Origin of the sequence: Candidatus Leptofilum sp., assembly GCF_965223285.1 — a bacterium.
Classification (GTDB): domain Bacteria; phylum Chloroflexota; class Anaerolineae; order Promineifilales; family Promineifilaceae; genus Leptofilum.
In genome coordinates this window covers 4320415-4341750 of record NZ_OZ244997.1, presented here as the reverse complement: position 1 = coordinate 4341750, position 21336 = coordinate 4320415, and the positions used below count along the sequence as shown (strand labels likewise).

Below are 21336 nucleotides of genomic sequence, written 5' to 3'. Positions count from 1 at the left end.
TTGACCTGCGTGAAAAAGCCCGCGAATTTGGCAACCTGGTGGATTGGGACAGCCTGGGCGATCCCAGCTTTGGCGAACCGGAGCGGCTGCCCGGGCAGGGAAAACCGGTCTATCGTGCTTATGGAGACGGCCGTTTCGATGTCGAAGATTTTATTCAAGTCACCTATCAAAACATTTGGAATCGGCGCATGTTGGGCGCGGTGCGGGATGCCTACATTCCCCAAATGCGCTTTCACGGTTCCACCAATCGCACCTATTACGGCCGTGGGCAGTTCCAAGCCTACATTCTCTCCATGATGGCAATGTTTCCCGAGCTGGCTCTGCAAATTGAAGATATTTACTGGATGGGCAATGATGACGATGGTTATTTAACGGCCGTGCGCTGGCGCATCAGCGGGACGCACCGTGGCAATGGCATTTACGGCGCACCCACCGGGCGACCCATCAATATGTGGGGCATCAGCCAGCACCGCATTATAGACGGCAAAATCCATGAAGAGTGGACGCTGTTTAATGAATTCGCCGTGATGCAGCAGATTTATCGAGACTAAAAAAGGAGATTGGAGATTAGAGACTGGAGATTGACCAATCTCTAATCTCCAGTCTCCAATCTCTAGTTCAACCCAAAGGCAGAAAATGACAGACTTTCAAACCAGTAAATCACTCATATTGAACTTCTACGATAAGCTAGACAAGGCTACAGGCGACGGTATTCACAAAGTGCTGGCCGCCTACACCACAGACAACTATCACTGGCGCGGAATGCACCCTTTTTATGAACAGCAGGGCGCAACGGCCGTTGCCAACATCTTTTGGCAGCCATTCCGCCAAGCCTTTGCCCCCATCCAGCGGCGGCAAGATGTTTTTATGGCTGGCCTCAACCAGGAAGATGGTGAACAAACTGAATGGGTTTGCTCGATGGGACATTTGATGGGGCTGTTTGACCAGGATTGGCTGGACATTCCTGCCACGGGCAAGATGGCCTTTTTGCGCTATGTAGAATTTAATCGCGTCACCGATGGCAAAATCAGCGAAACGGCTCTCTTTTGTGACGTGATTAGCGTCATCTACCAGGCTGGGCTCAACCCGCTACCGCCACAAACGGGCGCTTTCTTCATCACCCCCGGTCCACGTACCCATGATGGCCTCTTATTCGACCCACAGGACCCGTCCGAGACCCTAAAAACCCGCAACTTGATTAGCCAAATGGTTGATGATCTAACCACGGCCGATCTCCATTCTGACCAGGAAGAGTTAGCCAGCACCTGGCACGACGACATGATTTGGTTTGGCCCAGCAGGGATCGGGGCCACCTACACGTTGGAGCGGTACGAAGCACAGCACCAGGGCCCATTTTATGAAGGATTGACCGACATTAAATTTCACGGTCATATCTGTTACATGACGGAGGGCAAGTATGGCGGCTTTTTCGGTTGGGCAAATTTATCAATGAAAGCGAGTGGCGGCTTTATGGGGATGCCCGCCTCTGATGTACGGGCAGAAATGCGCGTGGTGGATATTTACCGCCGCGATGGGGACAAGCTGGCTGAAAATTGGATTTTTATCGATCTGCTCCATTTTTTGCGGATGCAAGGCCTGGATGTGCTGGGCCGCATGAAGGAGCTCAACCGTCGTTCTTAAAATCTAGCCACAGAGAAAAAAGAGAAACCTGAGGAAAGCTCAACCTCAATAATCTCTGTGAACTCTGTGCAAATTTTTGGATTGATTCTTAACAAATTGGGTCATGTACCTGCCGGCAAGCTGACACATGACCCAAAATAATGGTGTAAACGGCCGTACCGCCTACAACCTGCAAAATGGTAACTCATCTGGTAGGCGGTGGCTAATGATTCCGTTGGCCCTGTGGCAAAGGAGGTGACAACTGAGAATTGCCTGAATTCCGGTAACTAATTCATTTCAAGAGGAGAAACACCAGATGAAACACAACTATTTTAGATTTTTACTTTTGCTTTTGGTAAGCGTTGCCATTGTAGCCTGTGGCGGTGCTGAAACGGAAACAGCCTCAGATTCTGATTCTTCAACCGCCGACACGACCACAACGGAAGATACGGCCGCTGACGAAACCGCAGCCGTAGACCCCGCCGCCTGTAACATTGAACCTCCCGCCGAACCAGTGACGATCAACTACTTTGGCTGGCCCTTTGACATCATGGAGTTTTACGCCGCAGAAATGGAGAAATGTGGCGAAGTGGAAAATATTGAGGTTGATGTGCAGTTCCAAGACTTTACGGCCGTAAAAGAAGCCTTCCGTCTCGCCATGTCTACTGGCGGCGAATCCCCCTACGACATTTTGCACATTGCCAACACTGGCATTACCGAATTCGGCCCGCCTGGCTGGCTGCTGCCCCTTAATGACCTAATCGACAAATATCGGGATGAGTATGACCTCGACGACATCTCCGAAACTGCCTGGGCCGGCGGCACAATTGATGGGCAAATCTATGGTATTCCGGCCGTGGGCAACACCCTGCACCTCGCTTACCGCTCCGATTTATTTGAGCAATACGGCCTGGAGCCCCCCGCTACGTATGATGACGTTATCAATATTTGCGAAGTTATGGCCGATGAACCCAGCATCGATCTGGTATTCACCCAAGACTTATCCGCTGGCTGGGCTTGGGAACTGGAATTCTTCCACTTCCTGCGAGCACACGGTGGCGATTTCCTCAATGAGGACAATACCGTGGCCTTCAACAGCCCAGAAGGCGTGGCTGCTCTAACCCAAATGAAAGAAGTTGTTGATGCCTGCATGGGGCCAGAAGGCCTAGCACTTGGCTATGAAGCCGCCGAAATTGCTATCAACACCGGGGCGCAAGCCATGGTGCATATCTGGGCTTCAAACACATTGAGCATGTTCGACCCTGAACAGTCAGATTTTGTTGATGAGATCAAGTTTGCTCCAGCACCTCATTGTTTACCTTAGTGCTGGTTTACCACGAATTCTTGCTGGTCAGCATTCTCACCCAATCTAACTGGACGCTGGCTGTGGCGATGCGGCAGTTCCTACCCGGCATTAGCGTGGCTGGTTCCTTACCACTGCAGTCGGCTGCGGCCGTTTCCGCCGCCCTGCCCCTCGTCATCGTCGTCCTGATCTTCCAAAAACAGCTTGTCAAAGGTCTATCAGCCGGTTCCGTCAAAGGCTAATCATTATTGAAAATCCGCAGATTACAAAGATTTCGTAGATTTCTCTCTTTTTCTCCGTGCTTCTTTGTGTTCCGCTTTTTATTTCAAAGGGGTAGTTGATGTCAACTAAAGAAAACCTAAATTTAATTCAACGCATGTACGAAGCCCTAAACGCTCAAGACCTTGACGCCCACCACAAATATTGGACGGAGGACATGATCTGGCGCGGTCCGCCCGGCTTTGGCGACATTCACGGCGTGGATGGCTTTAAGAACGAGGTGCTTAAACCATTTTATGCCACCTTTCCTGATTATTACGTTCGGGATGAAATTCAGATTGCCAGCGGCAATTGGCTGGCGGCAACTGGCATTTTAACCGGAACGCCGCAGGATGATTGGCTGGGCGTTCCCCCCACCGGTAAGCCCATCGTCATGCGTTATTCGGATTTTTGGCGGGTTGAAAACGGCAAGCTGGCCGAAAATTGGGTGATGGTTGACAATCTGGGGGTAATGTTGCAGCTGGCCGACAGCGAAGCTGAACCGCAAGCAGTGGATTTCAAGAAAATCTACATGACCGAAGCCGACCCCGCACCAGCCCAAGCCCAACAGAACATCGATCTGGTACATAGCATAATCGACGTTTTGAATGCCCATGATCTAAACGGCCAGGATAATTACTGGACAGAGGGCATGATCTGGCACGGTCCGCCGGGGTTTGGCGATATTCTTGGGCTTGCTGCGTTTAGGGATACGGCCGTTCACCCAATCTATACCGCCTTCCCTGATCTAGGCAGCCATGACGAAAAGCACGGCATTCAAATTGAGTTGGCTGACGATCAGTGGGTGGCAGCTACAGGCATCGTGACCGGGACGCATCTGGGCCGTTGGTTCAACATTCCCGCCACGGGCAAACAGGTAGCCATTCGTTATTCAGGTTTTTGGCGTATTGAAAATGGCAAACTGGCCGAAAACTGGGCGATGATTGACCATGTTGACCTCTTGCGGCAGCTTGGCGTCGAGCCCCTCACCATCAAATTCTAGAATCTGATGCTGTTATTGCCAACAATGTATTTCGTATTCCGTCATCCTTCTGGCTACGCAATACAAAATGCGCAATAGTAAACCCAAAAGCACCGCCAGATAATCCAGCAAAATCATTGACAAATTACTTACTCTGAATTAGAGTATGAATACGTATTCAAACGTACACATTTAGCTGTTTAAGTTGAAGTAAAATAGGAGGGTTAGATGCGACCAAATCGACTGCGGGTGCTTTTGGCCGAAGGGAAAACGGCCGTAAACGGCTGGCTGCATATCCCTAGTTCCTGGTCGGCTGAAGTAATGGCCCATGCAGGCTGGGACAGCGTGACAATTGATTTACAGCATGGTCTAACTGATTACGAAACGGCCGTCACCATGCTGCAAGCCATTGCCACAACCGACACCGTACCTCTGGCCCGTAGCACCTGGAACGACCCCGCCCAAATCATGCGCCTGCTGGATGCTGGGGCCTACGGCATCATCTGCCCAATGATCAATACCCGTGCCGAAGCCGAAGCCTTTGTGGGTGCCTGTCGCTATCCGCCAATGGGCTACCGCAGCCTAGGCCCGACCCGTGCTCGCGTCTATGCAGGAGCAGACTATGCCCAACACGCCAACGAGACTCTGCTCACCCTGGCCATGATTGAAACCCAAGAAGCATTAAATAATCTCAGCGAGATTTTGGCCACGCCTGGACTGGACGGCATTTTTGTCGGGCCTGGCGATTTAGGTTTGTCGCTTACAGGGCAAATGGGTATGGATATGAGTGACCCCACGCTGGCTGCCGCCTTGGCCCAAATTGCCGAAGTGACCCGGGCAAACGGCCGTATTGCAGGCATTTGGGTACCGACAGCGGCCCGTGGACAGCAAATGCAGCAGCTTGGCTATCAATTCATCACCGTCTCGGCCGATTCTCGCCTGCTGAACGCAGCAACACAGGAAATTATTCAAGAGATGAAAAGTCAGTAAATCGTGAGTTGTAGGCAGAGCCTTAGCACTGCCCACTGCTTACCAAAAATGGAGAAATGAAGATGGCAAAAATATTGAAACACGGCATTAGTGCCGAAGCTGCCCACGAGGCGGATGTGAAAGTACAGCAGGTTGTCGCCGGGATTTTAGAAGATATTCGTCAACGCGGAGATACGGCCGTTCGCGAACTCTCTATTAAATTTGACAATTGGGATCCGCCCAGCTTTAAGCTGAGCGAGGCACAGATTGAGGAAATCGTTGCCTCCGTTGACCCCCAGACCATTGAAGACCTCAAATTTGCCCAGGAGCAAATCCGTAACTTTGCCCAACATCAAAAAGACGCCCTGAAAGATATTGAGGTAGAAACATTGCCAGGCGTCATTTTGGGGCACAAAAACCTGCCCGTTAACAGCGTAGGCTGCTACGTTCCCGGTGGCCGCTATCCAATGGTAGCTTCTGCACATATGAGCGTCCTCACCGCTAAAGTAGCCGGCGTCAAGCGCATTATTGCCTGTACCCCCCCCATCAATGGCGAACTTCCAGCCGAAACCATTACGGCAATGCACTTTGGTGGCGCAGATGAAATCCACATCATTGGCGGCGTTCAAGCCATTGCCCGCATGGCACTTGGCACCGAAACAATGGAACCGGTAGATATGCTGGTTGGTCCCGGTAATGCTTACGTCGCCGAAGCCAAGCGGCAGTTGTTTGGCAAGGTGGGCATCGACCTGCTGGCTGGCCCCACTGAAGTTCTGGTTGTGGCCGATGAAACCGTTGATGCTGAAATGGTAGCCACCGACTTACTAGGCCAGGCCGAGCACGGCCCCACCTCCCCCGCCGTCCTTATTACCACAAGCGAGAAGCTGGCTCGTGAAACTGAAATTGAAATCGGCCGTCAGCTAGAAACGTTGGAAACGGCCGACATCGCCAGTGTATCCTGGCGTGATTATGGGCAAATCATTCTGGTAGACAGCCATGAAGAAGCCTGCGTAGAAGCAGATAAAGTAGCTAGTGAGCATGTGCAAATCATGACGGACAATGATGATTTTTATCTGGAAAATATGACCAACTACGGGGCTTTGTTTATCGGCCCACGAACCAACGTAGCCTATGGCGACAAGGTGATTGGCACCAATCACACCTTGCCCACCAAGCTGGCAGCGCGGTACACTGGCGGCCTGTGGGTAGGTAAGTTCATCAAAACGGTAACTTACCAGCGGGTTGTTACCGATGAAGCCAGTGCGCTAATTGGTGATTACTGTTCTCGCCTCTGCGCCATCGAACGCTTCTGGGCGCATAAAGCACAAGCCGATTTACGTGTAGAAAGATACGGAGCATAATTGGCAACAGTTTCCAAAACTGCGCGTACATGCATATTGTTAGTCAGCAAAATATGGGCGCGCAGTTTTGTTTAAACGCTGGAGGGTATGATGTCTGACATATCATTAAGCAACTACGTAGCCATTGTTACCGGAGGGGCTGGTGGTATTGGTTCGGCAATTTGTCGTCGCCTGGCCTCGGAAGGAGCGACGCTTGTCATTGTAGATTTGGCTAAAGAGAAGGCGCAAGTTCTGGCTAGCAGCCTGCCGGGTGAGAACCATTTTGTCTCTAATGCCTCTATAACCAGCCATGAAGAGTTAAAACATCTGGCAAATCAGCTACAAGAAAAGTATGGCGGCGTGGATTTACTCGTTAACAATGCAGGCATCACGACCCCAGTTGTACACGATGATCTGGATGGTCTAACGGATGAATGGATTGATCGCATCTTTCAAACGAATTGGCGTGGCTCTTTTGCCTGCGTGCGCGCCTTCAAAGAGCTTTTGCTAACAAATGATGGAGGAACGGTCGTCAACATATCTTCAATTGCGGGAACAACTGGCGTTGGTAGCAATGTGGCTTACTGCGCTTCAAAAGCAGCCATTGACTCGATGACGCGCTCGCTGGCGCGGGCTTTGGCCCCAAAAATCCGCATGGTATCAGTGGCTCCCGGCTGGGTGATGGGTGAATATGCCAAACGAATGGATAAGGCTTATCTTCAGCAACAAATTGATATGACCCCGCTCAACCGTTTGGCAACGCCAGAAGATGTGGCAGAAACGGTTTGGGCAGTGGCCACAAATCTTACCTTTATGACAGGGAATATTGTGCCTGTAGATGGCGGACGGCCGTTGCTATAGGCAGCCTTGCCTTTGCACATAACTTATCCGCAGTGGCTGGTGAGGCGTGGACCACCAAAGTTGCTACTGCTACTTGAAGGCAAATAGTTATTCTTGCTCGAAATGTGCGCCCAAGCCAGCAGGGGGATGGCTGCGCAAGAAACCCGCGAGGCTGCGGCGTAAGCGGAGCGGCAAGTAGCTTAATACGCGATCCAACGCGCTGCTGTTGAAAATGATGAGCGTTAAGATCATCAGAGGGAAGGGAAGTAGCGGGAAAACCTGCACTGGCACGGCCGGGAATACAGGTTGCAGCGTTGTTGCTGCCGCCCGGAGCAGCCCAAATAGATAAGCACCAAACGCCACCCGCAGCGGATGCCAGCCGCCAAAAATGACAATTGCCAGGGCAATCCAGCCAAAGCCTTCGGTGTGGCGATGCGCCCAGCCCAATTTAACATGCAGCGAAAAAGCCGCGCCCGAAAAGCCGATGAGTGCGCCACCGGCCAAGGTATACAAATAACGCATCTTGATGACGTTGACACCCCGCGCAAAGGCAGCTTCTGGCCGCTCGCCCGTGCCGCGCAATTTGAGCCCCGGCTGTGTTTTGTAGAACCAAAGCCACATGCCAATAATCAGGGCAAAGCTGAGGTAAGTGATAATGTCGTGGTCAAACAGCAGGGGGCCAATGACGGGAATATCCACCAAGCCGGGGATCGGCAGTGGGCCGATGCGGGGCCCCGGCTGACGCACAAAGGGTGCGCCCAAAAAGGAGCTCAGTTCAATGCCCATCAGCGTGAGGACAAAGCCGATGGCGACCTGATCCCGCTTGAGGGTGATACTGCCAAAGGCCACAATGGCGGCCATGAGTGCGCCCACAACCATTGCCGCCAGAAAACCCACAATCACGCTGTCGCTGGTTTGGGCGGCGGCAAAACCAACCATCGCCCCCAGCATCATGGTGCCTTCAACAGAAAGGTTAATGACCCCAACACGTTCGTTTAGCGTTTCGCCCAGGCTAGCAAAGATGAGGGGTGCCGAGGCGGAAAGGACAGAGCTAATAGTGGTTACAGAGAAGATGGCTAATAGTGCTTCTAACATTAGTCACCCCCCTCCGTAGCAACGGCCGTTTCCAGACCGCGCCTCTCCTGTACCCGCTGTCGCCACCCTTGTACCAACTCAAACGACAGCACAATGACACCTTGCAAAACTCCACCTAACGCCGAATCCAATCCTAGCCGTAGCTGGAGCGGCACAGACCCAATCCCCAGCACGGCAAAAAAGAAGGCAATCGGGGCAATCAACGCCCCGCGAAAGCCGGTAAGCAGCACAATCAAGATGCCCAAGAACCCATAGCCGGAAGAGATATTGGTGACAAGCTGATGCCGCACCCCGGTGACGAGCAAGCCCCCTACCAGCCCGGCGCACAGACCACAGACGATATAGGCACTCATCAAAATACGGTTGGTCGGCACGCCCAGCATCGCCGCGCCGCGCAAATTGCGGCCAACAGCTTTAAGCTGTAAGCCCCAGATGGTGCCGCGCAAGGCAAGGTAGATAGCGATAACCACTAATATTGCCAGAATTATGGAATAGACGCTGACCCGCAAACCTTCAAGCGTAGGCAGCCACAGCGTGCGCGGCAGCAGTTCACTGGTGCTGACCGAACTGCTCCCTTCTGGTTTCCACGGGCCAGCGACCAAATAGATCGTCAGGCCACTGGCGACGAAATTGGTCGCCAATCCGCCAAAAATTTCGTTGACGCCGCCGTGTATTTTGAGCAACCCCACCAGGATGCCCCAGACAGCCCCCAAAATTACGCCACCGATGAGCATTAGCGGAATGGCAAGAATGGCGGGCGACTCCAACAGCAGGCGCGACATGCCAACTGCGCCAATGGCACCCATCACCACCTGTCCCTCCACGCCGATGTTCCACTGCCCAGCGCGGAAAGTTACCAGCAGCCCGGCTGAAACGATGGCCAAAGAGACCCAAATAACAAAGGTGTCGGCGATTTTGCTGCTGCTGCCAAATGCGCCGGAGACAAAAGTGTTGAATACGTCGATGGGCGACTGCCCCACAGCAATGATGATGACGGCCGTAAATAGCAGGGCAATCAGCACCGGGGCAAGAGCTTGTAAAATGCGCTGAGCGGGAGATTGGGTTTGTTCATTCATTTGGTTGCTCATTTACGGTTCGCCCGGCAATCAGGTAGCCAAGCGCGGTGACAGAAGTAGTGGCAGTAGGCACAACGGCCGTTACCTGCCCCCCAAAACAGATCACAATGCGGTCGCTGTACTGCAAAATCTCATCCAAATCGGCCGACGAGTACATGATGGCCGTGCCTTCCTCGCGTCGTGCCAGCAGCTTGCCCCAAATGTACAGCGCCGATTCTACGTCCAGCCCGCGCGTGGGATGCTCCATGATGAGCAAACGCAGCTTGGGCGGCAGCAAGGCTAGCAAGGTGCGCTGCTGGTTTCCACCAGAAAGCGATTCCACAGTGCTGTCCGGGCGACCCTTGATGTTAAATTCGGCGATGTTGGTTTCTGCCTGCTGCTGGGCAATTTCAAAGTCGATGGTGGATTTGGTGGGAAGCCCTGCTTTCTTTTGCACCTGTCGCTGGGCCAAAATCATATGTTCGGCAATGGTCAAGCCGGGAACCAGCCCTTCATCCATGCGGTTGGCGGGCATAAAAGCCACGCCTGCATCGGTATAGCGCGTGTAGCCAGCGTTGGTTAGCGGACGGCCGTCAATGGCGATACGGCCGTGTGTGGTCGGCAACAGTCCGGCGCAGGCTTGCATCAACAGCCGCTGCCCGGAGCCTTCCAGCCCGGCAATGCCAATAACCTCCCCGGCGGCAATCTCCAAATCGACGTGCGCCATATCCAGCCGCTCATCGCTGATGGTGAGATCAGAAATTTGCAACAGTGGCGAACCTAATGGCACAGACGGCCGTTCGCCCACTTCAAACACCTGGCCAAACATCATCTCAATGAGGCCATCTGTCTCAAATGGGGCAGGCATTCGCCCAGTCACCGCGCCTTGCCGCAATACGGTTGCTTCAGAGCAAAGCTCTTCCACATCTTCCAGCTTGTGCGAGACAAAAATGATGCTTTTGCCCTGGGCGGCTAGCTGTTTGAGCGTGGCAAACAGCTTCACCTTTTGCGGCGCGGAGATGCCCGTGGTGGGTTCATCGAGGATGAGTCCCTGCACGCCCAGCCACAGCAGCCGCACAATTTCTAGCTGCTGCCGCTCACCAACGGTGATGTCAAAAACAAAGGCGTCGGGGTCGAGATCAAAGTCGAACTGTTGGCACAGCTTACGGAACTCTGCTTCAGCAGCGGTGCGATTTTGGCGCAGGCCACCATCTCTACCGGCAATGAAGTTATCTAGCAGGCGCATAGGGGGAAAGTCGAGCGGGTCTTGGTGCAGCATACCCACGCCGTTTTGAATGGCGTCTGCGGGAGAGTTGAAGGTCACGGAACGGCCGTTTAACATAATCTCACCACTGTCGGCACTAATAAAGCCAGACAGCACCTTCATGAGCGTACTTTTGCCCGCACCGTTTTCCCCCAGCAGCCCGTGAATGGTGCCGCCTGCCACCGTTAACGTCACGTCATTGTTAGCGTGAACCGGACCAAATCGTTTATGAATCTGTTTGAGTTCAATTTTCACAAGAATACACGCGGGGGAGTGGCTGGTATTGGCCAAGTGGGGAGCCAATACCAACCACATAAGGTTTCAGTTATCGGGTTTTAGTTATTCAGATGCGCCAATGATACCTTCAAGCAGTTGCTCAGTGTACCAGATTTGCTCATCCGTGGCGGTTTCGCCGTCAGCCACGTATGCAGAGCCGTCCTGATAGTTCAGCGGCCCGGTAAACAGGCTGATGCTGCCATCTGCCAAGCCAGCGACGAACGCATCGAGATTCGCCTGGTTATCACCCAAAGCGGGGCCGTTGACCCAACCGATGGCGCTCGTGTCTTTATTGTTCAGGTCAGACCAGTCGGGGCCAACCCACTCCCAGGTTTGTTCCCAATTGCCAGCCTGGATGCTTTGCACCTTGGCCAGATAAGAAGGTCCCCAATTAAAGAACGGCACGCCCAGGCAGATTTCTTCTGCTTCGGCGCAGGCATCTTCATAGTCGTAGGGGATTGCTGCCACGTTGTCGCCTGCGTCAGCACGCTGCCCAGCCACTACCAAACCTTCGGTTGTGTCGATACCAGAAATGATTACCTCAGCTCCGTTGTCTACAAAGTCGTTGGCAACCTGGGTGGGGTCCAGGGTAACGCCGGGGATATTGAACCAGAAGCCAATCCAGGTCACATTGAAGACGATGTCGTCTGGGTTACCATCTTTGTAGTTTTCCCAGCAGTAGCGTGCGCCCAAGTAGGTGCTATTGACCAGGCGGCGGGTTTCGGCGTCGATCAGCGGCCCAAGATAGGCAATGTTGCCACTGTCACTGGACAAAGCAGCGGCGCAGCCAGCAATCATCTTGCCAAACTCCATCTGCCCCATGATGTTGCTCACGTTATCAGGCGCATCGCCCGTAAGAGCATCATCGCCAGAGGCGTGAATGAAGTACACATCTGGGTGAGACAGCGCAGCGTTGTTGGTGCCATCTGCCATTTCAGCAGAATTGGTGATGATGAGCTGGGCACCTTGTTCAACTAAATCGTCCGTAACCTGTTCCACGGTCAGATCAGGGTTATCCGCCGGGTTGAGTTTGTCGAACCATACCAGTTCAGAGTTGGGTACGTTTTCCAAGATGTATTGGGCGGCTTCCCAATGCGCCTGGTTCCAGCCCCGGTCTTCTCTGGGACCAACCATGATGAGACCAAAGACAAATGGTTCCTCATCCATCGCCTCTTCACCGTCTTCATCTGCTGATGTGTCGTCGGTAACGGCCGTATCTGTGTCATCACTGCTCGTATCGGCGGCATCTTCTGTTTCGCCACCACCACAGGCAGCTAACACAAGTGCCAAAGCCATCATTGCCAGGAAAAACAGCCAAAGGGTTTTCTTTTTCATCATTTACTCTCTCCTCAATATGTATCTACAAATGTAAGGTTTCGTCTATTTGGTTGTGGTTATTTGGTTGGGGATCACCTCCTTATGCTTCTGCATTGTTTACGGCACAATCCTACCAGTTGAAGATAGATGGGTCGAGTGTAAAGAGTAACCAAATATGGGCGCGTCTGGTTAGTGCGTCATAGCATTGCTATGGGGTGATATTGATCATGTTTTCACCTAAAAACCAATCGTTCAGCGCAAATCTGGATGTCTTTTTACGATTTCGAGTTCGCGCTGGTAATGGGCAATCGCTTGTTCGTTCCCGGTGGCTTCCGCTAGCCTGATGGCTTGCTCAGCATCTTGCCGCGCCCGTTCATGCTGCCGCTGCCGCTGGTGTGCCAAACTGCGCAAATGGTAAAGTTGTGCCTTGTGCAGCGGATCGCTATTGGCTGCGTTCAGCGTGGTGATGGCGGCAATCGCTTCATCCAAATGCCGCAACGCTACCTGCCCCTGGCCAACGTCTAGATGATATTGACTCAATAGTTGGTGAGCCACAGCCCGTTGGCGGGGGGCTTCCAGACCAAGCTGTACTGCCTTATCCAGATTGTTAACGGCCGTTTTCGGCAAATTTCGTTTACCAGATGATTGAATAAGTGCCAGTTGTAAATATGCTTCTGCCAGATTAGGGTTTTGGGCGATGGCCTGGGTCAGCACACGTTTGGCTTGTTGGGGTGCGCCCCCTCGCCGCAGCGCATCTACATAATTGAGGGTTGTCGTCGGATTTTGCGGATTGAGCCGCCATTCTGCCGCTAATTGCTCAAATGCGGCCGCTTCGCTCTGGTTTTTGTGGCCTACCATCTCAAACCAGCCGCGCTGGTTAGCTTGCCAAAACAGGAGAAGCGTTGCAAGGTGGGCAACGGCCGTTCCCCCACTCAGCCATGGCGTCGAACCAAAAGCATAAATTGTGCGCCAATCACCAATGAAGGTGAAAGCCGTAAAGAGAGGATAGTAAATCAGGGAGTAAAACAGTAAGGTGCGCAGCGAGCGATAACCAAAGTAGCGCAAGGATTGGCTCTGGTTCCGGTAAAGCAACCCAAACAAAACGGCCGCAAACAACAAAGAGCCTAACGTGCCACCCAAACTAATGATCCATTCCTGAGCAACCGGGAAAAAGCGATCCGGCTGCACATAGCCCCAGTAAAAACCATACCCACAATTGACAACCCGCCCCCCAAACAGCCAAATGGGAATCGCGTGGAACAGTTCATGCACAAAAACAGAGGGTGGGATCGCCAGCAAAAATGCCCCTTGCTCTACCCAAGCCATTTTTTGCCGCGTCAGCGGCGTTTGCCGAAAACCAGACCAATCCCGCCAAATACGCTGGGCAAGCTGTGCAGCCTGGAACGCATACAGCAGTGACAAGCCATAGAATATCAGCTCCAACGGACTATTCAGATCAATTCGGAAACAACCCATAAGAATATAGTGGCTAGTGGTTAGTAGCTAGTTTGACAATGTTAGATTCACGGGCCACGAGCCTTTCTAAGCCGTGACTTTCGTGAGCGAGTACGATTATCCAAGTGTTTGACAACCAATTCAGCCGCCTGGCGTGACGACAACTGCGGCAACGGCAACGCGGCTCGTAGCAAGGTACGAACGTTAACAATCGATAAATTGGGCAAAGTATCCGTTTCGTAGGCAGCCAACAAAGCCGGGTCACGAGGATATGCCTCCGTCCACTCGAGCAAGGTTTCGGTGATGAAGGCACTGGCCATGATGGTCAAGGCGAGATGGTGAACCCAGGCAGGGTACTTCTGGGCCTGAAATTCATCCCACCCCAACTCCGATTTGGCGTCCTGATGGGCCCGTTCGATGAAGTAGCGATGCGACTTGTGCCGGGCCATTGTCTCCAGAGGAATATCAGCCGGGGCATTGCTCAGTGAATAAGTAACTTTACCGTTGGCGCGGCGGATCAGCAGCCATTCCTGGCGGCAACTTCCCTCTTCACTGACGGTCCACACCCGTTGCCGGGCAAATTGGGCAGTGAGATGGCCCCGTTCATGTGGACGAAGGGTGATGGCGGTGAATGAGAACGCCGATGCCAGTTGTTCAGGTGTGGTCTGACTGCCTAACACAGTAATTTGGACATGCTTGCGCTTTGGTTCCCGGATGACCTGAGGTTTCTCCAGATAAAGCGACAAGTTGCAGGGAATATCGGCAAAGTATTGGATGGACAGCTGGTCTAATTCAGCCCGCAACCAGTGGCTGCGGCCATACAAGCTGTCGCAGTCAAAGGCGTCAAAGGCGACGCCATTGGCCAGGACCCGCTTGACCATGACCAGTACCAGTTCGATCTTGGTCTGAAATTCCCGGTCAGCGGGGATGGCTAGCTTGTTGCGTCGCCGCGCATAGGCCGGGGTGAACCATTTTTCTGGCAAGTACAGTTCGCCATCAATCCAGGTGCGGTAGCCATCTTTGGCCAAGGCCAAAAACACACCCACCTGACTCATGTCAACTTTTCCCAGGCGACCATTGTGCTGCCGACTGCTGCCGGCGCTGCCATCACCGGCCTTCTCCTCTGCACTTTCATCAGCAATGAGGACACTGCCTTGCTGGTAGTGGGGCAAACTGCTGATATCTTGTTGCAGGACGGCGATCAAATCGTTCCCGGCCCAAGGTGAATCGGCGATGAATTGTTGCAGATTTTGTTCGGGGATTCCCGCTACACGGGCAATCCCGCTGATATGCCGGTTGCTCTCCATTCGTAACAAGCCACTCAGGTAATGATAGCCATATTCACTGGTATCGCGTGTCTTGGTTTTCATCCAATAACGATAACGTTCATGATACTGGTCAAGCCGCTCACCCAATTTATCGATAGCTGCTTCATTTAGCCCCCACTGGGCTAACCGTGAAGTTTTTTCTTTTCCATTTTCAAATTTTACTGATATTGGCTCTCACGAGCCTAATTTAACATTGTCAAACTAGTCGCCAAAAAGTAGCTATGAACCACCAAAACTAACCTTTTATCCAGGTGCCGGTTTCGTGGCGCATCGCTTTACCAATATTGTCTGGACTGGTAATGAGTGCCTGCTTGCCACCTTTCTCTAAAAAATCCAGCACCGCCTCAATTTTAGGCCGCATGCTGCCGGGTGCAAAATGGCCCTCGTCTAAATACTGTTTGAGCTGAACGGCCGTAACCTGACCCAAATCTTCCTGCTGTGGGGTATTAAAATGGATAGCCACCTGCGGCACACCGGTAGAAATGAGCAGCAAATCCACCTGTAGCTGCGCCGCCAGTAAACCACTGGCCCAATCCTTGTCGATAACCGCCATCACCCCCTGAATTTCGCGCAGCTCCCCTTTGCGATTCTGCACCACCGGAATGCCGCCGCCGCCCACGGCAATCACAACGCCGCCTGCTGCTACCAGCTGCTGGATGGCCTGCTCTTCCACAATACGGATTGGCTTGGGCGAAGCCACCACGCGCCGCCAGCCGCGCCCGGCATCCTCGACCACCTGCCAACCTTGCGCCTCAAACAGCTTTGCCTGCGCTTCCGTCATAAAGCCGCCAATTGGCTTGCTAGGCGATTGAAATGCCGGATCATCTTCATTAACTATCACCTGTGTCACAACAGAAACAACCGGCACGTCATAGTTGCGACTAAACAGTTCATTGCTCAAGGCCTGTTGCAGCATGTAGCCGATCGAGCCTTGGGTATCGGCCACGATGATGTCCAGGGGGGTTGTGTGTACCTCATGCGCCGATAGCTCATTGCGCCGCAAAATATAGCCAACCTGTGGGCCATTGCCATGCGTCACAATGAGTCGCCAGCCGTCTTCAATCATATCGGCCAAATGGCGGCACGTCTCGCGTACTGCATCCCATTGATGGGGCAGATCGGGATTATCTTTATCAACAATAAGTGAGTTGCCGCCAATGGCGACCAAGGCGGTGCGGGACATAGTGGGACCTCCAGGTATGCCTGTGGGAAAGGCAAAGTGTGTAAGGTGAAAATCATACAGCAGAGGTATAGGCACTGCAACAAATGCTCGGCTGACGTGAAATCGCATCCATGCTATAATGCGCTTCTACCGATAGGAACATCTGAGCTATGGTCAAGAAGAAAACAACCACGTCGAGAAAGTCCACAAAACGCAAAACACAAGCCAAATCCCGTACGACACGTGGGGGAACTGGCAAACGGACGCCGCGCAAGAAAAGGACCAATCGGCGCAAACCCACCAGTCGAAACAAAAACGGCCGTTCTCTGAGCCTGAATAATGCCCAAAAGGTTTTGGTGGCCGGTTTTGGCATTTTTTTGGTCACTGTCATCATGGTGCTGAGCCTGCTCTCTCCCCAACAAGGGGAGCTAACCCAGGCGTTGGCAAGCCTGATGGGACGCACCTTTGGTTGGGGCAAAGTGGTATTACCGCTGATTACCGGTGGCCTCGGCTTCTATCTGATCATGTGGGGCATGGAGCAGCCGCTCACCTTGCCTGCTCACCGCCTGGTGGGGGGCGGCTTACTTTATCTGGCTTTTCTCGGTCTGTCTTCTTTGGCACTGCTGCTGCTGGAAAATAATTACTTTACTGCGGCCGATATTGCGGCTGCGGAAGCTGGCGGCGGCTCCTTTGGTACGCTTATTGCCATGTTGTTGCTAACGGCCGTTGGCAACTTGGGTGCTATCTTTATCTTAACTGTTATCGCCGTACTGGGAACGATTCTGGTTTCTGGCGTCACGCGGGAAGATATGGGCCGCTTTTTACAGGTGCTGTTCAGCAAACGGCCGTCTCTCCCCACCCCCACCAGCCGCACCGACCGAGACATTCCCATCAATCCACGCCGCCAGCCGCGTACCCCGGTGTCTGAAAGCGTCCAGCCACGCCTCATCCCTGACCCGCCAGCCGCAGCCGAAGCTGCCGCCGAAGCACCGAAACCCAAGACAGAACCGAAGAAGCCAACCCGCAGGAAGCGCGGCAAACAAGTAGAGGAACCAGCCGATACGCCAACCGTAGTGACGCCTGTCTTTTTGGGCAGGAGCAACGGCCGTTCCCAGCAGCACAATTGGAAGCTCCCGGCCATTGACGACATTTTGGAACCTGGCACCGACCAGGACCCCAGCGGCGCGATGATTCGGGAGCAGGTTGAAATCATCGAGCATACGTTGGAAAGTTTTGGTGCACCCGCCACCGTGGTCGAGATCAACCAGGGGCCAACCATCACCCAGTTTGGCGTAGAGCCTAGCTTTATCACCATGCGCAACGGCAAGCGCACCAAAGTAAAAGTGGGCAAAATTGCAGGCCTTGCCGACGACCTGACGCTGGCACTCCACGCCCAATCCATCCGCATTCAAGCACCCGTACCGGGTAAGGGATACGTCGGCATCGAAGTGCCAAATCCGGCCAAAGCACTGGTTTCTTTGCGGGACGTCATGGAAACCACGGCGTTCGGCAAGCTCAAATCGCCGCTGCGCATCGGGCTGGGGCAAGACGTGGCGGGGCAACCCATCGTGGCTGATTTGGCCGCCATGCCCCACCTGCTCATCGCTGGGGCTACTGGTTCCGGTAAATCAGTCTGCGTCAATTCGATTATTGCTAGTCTGCTGCTGCTCAACACACCCGATCAACTTAAGTTGGTGATGGTCGATCCCAAGCGGGTGGAGCTAACCGGCTACAACGGCATTCCTCACCTGGCCGCTCCCGTCGTGGTGGAGATGGATAAGGTAATTGGCGTACTGCAATGGGCGATGCGCGAGATGGACAGTCGCTACAAAATGTTTGCCGATGTGGGCGCACGCAACATTGTGGATTACAACAAAAAGACCAAGCGCAACAAAAAAATCGATCCGCTACCATACATCGTCATCATTGTGGATGAGCTGGCGGATTTGATGATGCTCTCGCCAGAGGAGACGGAGCGGGGCGTCACCCGACTGGCTCAGCTGGCTCGCGCCACCGGAATGCACATGGTTATTGCCACGCAACGGCCGTCTGTAGACGTCGTCACGGGTCTTATCAAAGCCAACTTCCCAGCCCGCGTCGCCTTTGCAGTGGCCTCTAGCACCGACAGCCGCGTCATTTTGGACGCCACAGGCGCGGAGCGACTGCTCGGCCAGGGCGACATGCTCTACCAAAGCCCAGACGCGGCCGCCCCGGTGCGCTCCCAGGGCTGCTTTGTCAGCGATGGGGAGCTGAACAAGCTAATCGGCTATTGGCAAGCTGCCCGCCGCTTTAATCTGGTTTCTACCGCCGATAGCGTGCAGCCAAAGTCCGTCGAGATTCCCTCGCAGCCTGTGGCTACGCCGCCACCTCAAGCCAAACCGGAAGCCAAAAAAGCTACACCCACACCCCAGCCGGAAACCATCGACGCGCCTGTGGTGAATATGGGCAAAGCAGATGCCACGCCAGTTGATGACGATGCCCCGACGATTGTGAACCAGAAAACGGCCCAATCCCCACCCAAACCGGAAGCCGAGCGACCCAATCCTCCCCCTCCGGCCAAACAAGAAACCAAACAGCAGCCCCTGTGGGAAGCACTGCAAGAGATGGAAAATGAGCAGCCTAAGGTAGAGATCGACGACGACTTAATGCCGGAAGCAATCGAAATGGTCCGCAAACTAAACAAAGCCTCTACCTCGCTGCTGCAACGCCGCTTTCGCATTGGCTACACCCGCGCCGCCCGCCTCATCGACGCCATGGAGGAGATGGGCATCATCGGCCCACCCACGGGCACCAGCAAAGCCCGCGAGGTGATGCCCGTTGCCGGAGAGGCGAATGATGATGGGGAAGATACGGCCGTTGCCACCACACCAGATGATCCTACAAGCTAACGTTTTTAGACCGTGTCGGTACAAACCTGAGGGAACCCATGAAGCTAATCGGGCTTGATCACATTGTTCTCTGCGTAGCTGATGTTGACCAAACGATCGCATTTTATGAAGACGTCCTTGGCATGAAGGCTGTGGAGGAGCGGTCAGGAAAGTGGTCGCTGCACTTTGGCGCGAACAAAATCAGCCTACAAGATGCCAAGAGCGCGCCCGAAATGGCGCGCAATACGGTTCCGGGCAGCGGCAACTTTTGCGTGTTGACCGAGGAACCTGTGCAAAACGTGGCTGAAACGCTTCGAGACTTAGGAATTGCCATTGTCGCTGGGCCGGGTCAACGTGAGGGTGCGACGGGGAAACTGCTATCAATCTACCTACGAGACCCAGACGGCAACCTCGTCGAGATTAGCAACCGATTATGATGTCTCTCTAGATTGGATACCGAACAATAATCCCTGAAATCTGTTTTGCAAGGAGAAAAACATGCGCACAGTTCAACTTTATGATGGCACAGAATTGCCAGTCATGGGCCTAGGCACCTGGGCGATGGGCGGCCGCAGCACGCCCGACCCCAGCCAAGATGCCCGCGCCTTAAAAGCCATCCGAGCCGCCCTAGAAATTGGCTACACCCACATAGACACGGCCGAAATGTACGCCAACGGCCATACCGAAGAGCTGGTCGGCCAAGCCATTCGCCACTTTGACCGCAGCAAATTGTTCCTCACCACCAAAGTTAGACCGCCAAATCTAAGCTACCAACGTACGCTGGCCTCTATTGACGGGTCGCTGCAACGGCTGGGCGTAGATACCATTGATCTGTTTCTCATCCACTGGCGGGATGGCACGCCGCTGGCCGAAACCTTTCGTGCGCTCAACGAAGCCGTTCGCGCGGGTAAAATCCGCTACCTGGGCGTGAGTAATTTTGATGTGGGTGAAATGAAAGAATCGCAGGAACTCAGCGAGACGCCCATTGTCACCAACCAAGTACCGTACAGCCTCACCACGCGCCGCTACGTGCAAAATGGCGTCATTCCTTACTGCCAGGCCAACAACATCGTGGTCACGGCCTATTCCCCCGTGGAAGAAGGGCGGCTGGGCGTGCAAACTGTACTAGCCGACATTGCTTCTGCCCACGGAGCCACGCCTTACCAAATTGCAATGGCCTGGCTGGTGCAGCAGCCGTGGGTCATCACCATTCCCATGTCGCACAACCCACTTCACTTGCAGCAAAATTGGGATGCCGCCAGCATTGCCCTCACACCCAATGAGATGGCTCGGTTGGAGGCGTTGGGTTAGTCGGACCGGCCGTTTCCCCCTCAAACTAGCGTGGACAAAATCGCCAAACGTCCTATGATCAAGGTCAAAACAACAGTAAGGTTTTGACAATGGCACACCTACAAGGACAAGAACGCGCACAGTACGTGCAGAGCATGTTTGCCCGCATTGCGGGTCGCTACGATTTAATGAATCGGCTAATGACTGGCGGGCAGGATATTAAATGGCGACGGTATGTGATTCAGCAGGCGAATTTGCCGCAGAACGGCCGTCTCCTTGACATCGCTACCGGTACTGGGGACATTGCGATAGAGGGGCTGAACCAGATACCTGGTCTGCAAGCGGTTGGAGGCGATTTCACGGTGGAAATGATGCAGGCAGGCAAGCAAATCCCGGAGCGGCAGCCCATTCAGTGGGTGGGGTCAGACACGCTGGCTCTCCCCTTCCCCGATGATTATTTTGACGCCGTCACCTCCGGCTTCCTCATGCGGAACGTGATAGACGTGCCGGGCGCATTCCGGGAACAGATGCGCGTCACCAAACCCGGTGGGCATGTCGTGGTGCTGGAATCCAGTCCACCGAAAAAGAACTTGTTACGGCCGTTCATCCGCATCCATCTTAACCATATCATCCCCACTTTGGGCAAGCTCATCACCGGCGAATCAGACGCTTACCGCTACCTGCCAGACAGCACCCAGCAGTTCAAAGACCCAGACACATTGGCCAACATCATGCGCCAAACCGGCTTCCAAAACGTAACTTACAAACTGTTCATGTTTGGCACCGTCGCCATTCACACAGGGCAAAAACCAAAGACAGCAAAATCTTAAGCGGTACTGTTTAAAGTTTGCAAGTGGCAGGTAAGCAAGTAAGATTTGCCACTTGCACATCTGCACACCTGCAAACTCTGTAAAA

Annotated in this window: 19 protein-coding genes; 12 read left to right on the top strand and 7 right to left on the bottom strand. The window is 53.6% G+C overall.

Going from position 1 to position 21336, the window contains the following annotated elements; translation table 11 throughout:
• The first annotated feature begins 38 nt into the window (after positions 1-38).
• The 8 genes from ACOQPU_RS19525 (at position 39) to ACOQPU_RS19490 (ending at position 7333) form a co-directional block, all read left to right on the top strand.
• On the top strand, positions 39-551 hold the full coding sequence (locus ACOQPU_RS19525; RefSeq protein ID WP_420641512.1) for an ester cyclase: 513 nt from the start codon (positions 39-41) through the stop codon (positions 549-551).
• A gap of 85 nt (positions 552-636) precedes the next feature.
• A complete protein-coding gene (locus tag ACOQPU_RS19520) occupies positions 637-1641 on the top strand; it encodes a nuclear transport factor 2 family protein (protein WP_420641511.1) in 1005 nt (334 codons plus the stop codon).
• A gap of 295 nt (positions 1642-1936) precedes the next feature.
• Positions 1937-2944, top strand: coding sequence for an ABC transporter substrate-binding protein (locus ACOQPU_RS19515; protein WP_420641510.1), 1008 nt, complete (start codon positions 1937-1939; stop codon positions 2942-2944).
• Positions 2932-3165: a hypothetical protein gene (locus ACOQPU_RS19510; protein WP_420641509.1), complete on the top strand. Its 234-nt coding sequence runs from the start codon at positions 2932-2934 to the stop codon at positions 3163-3165. The genes ACOQPU_RS19515 and ACOQPU_RS19510 overlap by 13 nt, the downstream gene beginning before the upstream one ends.
• Positions 3166-3263: 98 nt before the next feature.
• A complete protein-coding gene (locus ACOQPU_RS19505) occupies positions 3264-4184 on the top strand; it encodes an ester cyclase (protein ID WP_420641508.1) in 921 nt (306 codons plus the stop codon).
• A gap of 207 nt (positions 4185-4391) precedes the next feature.
• Entirely contained in the window at positions 4392-5153 is a 762-nt protein-coding gene (locus ACOQPU_RS19500; RefSeq protein WP_420641507.1) for an HpcH/HpaI aldolase family protein, read from the top strand.
• 62 nt (positions 5154-5215) lie between these two features.
• Positions 5216-6493 (top strand): histidinol dehydrogenase, encoded by a 1278-nt coding sequence (gene hisD, locus ACOQPU_RS19495; RefSeq protein WP_420641506.1) that lies wholly within the window; start codon positions 5216-5218, stop codon positions 6491-6493.
• Positions 6494-6580: 87 nt separating this feature from the next.
• Positions 6581-7333, top strand: coding sequence for an SDR family NAD(P)-dependent oxidoreductase (locus ACOQPU_RS19490; RefSeq protein WP_420641505.1), 753 nt, complete (start codon positions 6581-6583; stop codon positions 7331-7333).
• 87 nt (positions 7334-7420) lie between these two features.
• On the opposite strand, the gene ACOQPU_RS19485 is transcribed toward ACOQPU_RS19490, so the two are convergent.
• The 7 genes from ACOQPU_RS19485 to arcC all read right to left on the bottom strand — a co-directional run bounded on the left by ACOQPU_RS19485 (position 7421) and on the right by arcC (position 16285).
• On the bottom strand, positions 7421-8407 hold the full coding sequence (locus tag ACOQPU_RS19485) for an ABC transporter permease (RefSeq protein WP_420641504.1): 987 nt from the start codon (positions 8405-8407) through the stop codon (positions 7421-7423).
• Positions 8407-9483 carry an ABC transporter permease gene (locus ACOQPU_RS19480; protein ID WP_420641503.1) on the bottom strand — a complete coding sequence of 359 codons (1077 nt, stop codon included), beginning with the start codon at positions 9481-9483 and terminating at the stop codon, positions 8407-8409. The genes ACOQPU_RS19485 and ACOQPU_RS19480 overlap by 1 nt, the downstream gene beginning before the upstream one ends.
• Complete coding sequence (locus ACOQPU_RS19475; RefSeq protein ID WP_420641502.1) at positions 9476-10981, bottom strand: ABC transporter ATP-binding protein; 1506 nt, start codon at positions 10979-10981, stop codon at positions 9476-9478. Before ACOQPU_RS19475 ends, ACOQPU_RS19480 begins: the two co-directional genes overlap by 8 nt.
• 84 nt (positions 10982-11065) lie before the next feature.
• Entirely contained in the window at positions 11066-12340 is a 1275-nt protein-coding gene (locus ACOQPU_RS19470; RefSeq protein ID WP_420641501.1) for a BMP family lipoprotein, read from the bottom strand.
• 231 nt (positions 12341-12571) lie between these two features.
• A complete protein-coding gene (locus ACOQPU_RS19465) occupies positions 12572-13762 on the bottom strand; it encodes a hypothetical protein (RefSeq protein ID WP_420641500.1) in 1191 nt (396 codons plus the stop codon).
• 80 nt (positions 13763-13842) lie between these two features.
• Positions 13843-15144 (bottom strand): IS701 family transposase, encoded by a 1302-nt coding sequence (locus ACOQPU_RS19460; RefSeq protein ID WP_420640693.1) that lies wholly within the window; start codon positions 15142-15144, stop codon positions 13843-13845.
• Positions 15145-15337: 193 nt separating this feature from the next.
• A complete protein-coding gene (gene arcC, locus ACOQPU_RS19455) occupies positions 15338-16285 on the bottom strand; it encodes a carbamate kinase (protein WP_420641499.1) in 948 nt (315 codons plus the stop codon).
• A 149-nt stretch (positions 16286-16434) separates the two neighbouring features.
• Between arcC and ACOQPU_RS19450 the strand changes: the two genes are divergently transcribed.
• The 4 genes from ACOQPU_RS19450 (at position 16435) to ACOQPU_RS19435 (ending at position 21251) form a co-directional block, all read left to right on the top strand.
• Positions 16435-19152 (top strand): DNA translocase FtsK, encoded by a 2718-nt coding sequence (locus tag ACOQPU_RS19450; protein WP_420641498.1) that lies wholly within the window; start codon positions 16435-16437, stop codon positions 19150-19152.
• Between the two features lie 38 nt (positions 19153-19190).
• The gene (locus tag ACOQPU_RS19445; RefSeq protein WP_420641497.1) at positions 19191-19568 is read left to right on the top strand and encodes a VOC family protein; all 378 of its coding nucleotides are present in this window, start codon (positions 19191-19193) and stop codon (positions 19566-19568) included.
• Between the two features lie 61 nt (positions 19569-19629).
• Positions 19630-20442, top strand: coding sequence for an aldo/keto reductase (locus tag ACOQPU_RS19440; protein ID WP_420641496.1), 813 nt, complete (start codon positions 19630-19632; stop codon positions 20440-20442).
• Positions 20443-20531: 89 nt separating this feature from the next.
• Complete coding sequence (locus tag ACOQPU_RS19435; RefSeq protein WP_420641495.1) at positions 20532-21251, top strand: ubiquinone/menaquinone biosynthesis methyltransferase; 720 nt, start codon at positions 20532-20534, stop codon at positions 21249-21251.
• Positions 21252-21336: the final 85 nt, after the last annotated feature.

Excerpts from the sequence above, each read along its gene's own strand:
- ACOQPU_RS19520 (WP_420641511.1), top strand. The coding sequence starts at position 637 with ATGACAGACTTTCAAACCAGTAAATCACTCATATTGAACTTCTACGAT.
- ACOQPU_RS19515 (WP_420641510.1), top strand. The coding sequence starts at position 1,937 with ATGAAACACAACTATTTTAGATTTTTACTTTTGCTTTTGGTAAGCGTT.
- ACOQPU_RS19505 (WP_420641508.1), top strand. The coding sequence starts at position 3,264 with ATGTCAACTAAAGAAAACCTAAATTTAATTCAACGCATGTACGAAGCC.
- ACOQPU_RS19500 (WP_420641507.1), top strand. The coding sequence starts at position 4,392 with ATGCGACCAAATCGACTGCGGGTGCTTTTGGCCGAAGGGAAAACGGCC.
- hisD (WP_420641506.1), top strand. The coding sequence starts at position 5,216 with ATGGCAAAAATATTGAAACACGGCATTAGTGCCGAAGCTGCCCACGAG.
- ACOQPU_RS19490 (WP_420641505.1), top strand. The coding sequence starts at position 6,581 with ATGATGTCTGACATATCATTAAGCAACTACGTAGCCATTGTTACCGGA.
- ACOQPU_RS19485 (WP_420641504.1), bottom strand. The coding sequence starts at position 8,407 with ATGTTAGAAGCACTATTAGCCATCTTCTCTGTAACCACTATTAGCTCT.
- ACOQPU_RS19480 (WP_420641503.1), bottom strand. The coding sequence starts at position 9,483 with ATGAATGAACAAACCCAATCTCCCGCTCAGCGCATTTTACAAGCTCTT.
- ACOQPU_RS19470 (WP_420641501.1), bottom strand. The coding sequence starts at position 12,340 with ATGATGAAAAAGAAAACCCTTTGGCTGTTTTTCCTGGCAATGATGGCT.
- ACOQPU_RS19460 (WP_420640693.1), bottom strand. The coding sequence starts at position 15,144 with ATGAAAACCAAGACACGCGATACCAGTGAATATGGCTATCATTACCTG.
- arcC (WP_420641499.1), bottom strand. The coding sequence starts at position 16,285 with ATGTCCCGCACCGCCTTGGTCGCCATTGGCGGCAACTCACTTATTGTT.
- ACOQPU_RS19450 (WP_420641498.1), top strand. The coding sequence starts at position 16,435 with ATGGTCAAGAAGAAAACAACCACGTCGAGAAAGTCCACAAAACGCAAA.
- ACOQPU_RS19445 (WP_420641497.1), top strand. The coding sequence starts at position 19,191 with ATGAAGCTAATCGGGCTTGATCACATTGTTCTCTGCGTAGCTGATGTT.
- ACOQPU_RS19440 (WP_420641496.1), top strand. The coding sequence starts at position 19,630 with ATGCGCACAGTTCAACTTTATGATGGCACAGAATTGCCAGTCATGGGC.
- ACOQPU_RS19435 (WP_420641495.1), top strand. The coding sequence starts at position 20,532 with ATGGCACACCTACAAGGACAAGAACGCGCACAGTACGTGCAGAGCATG.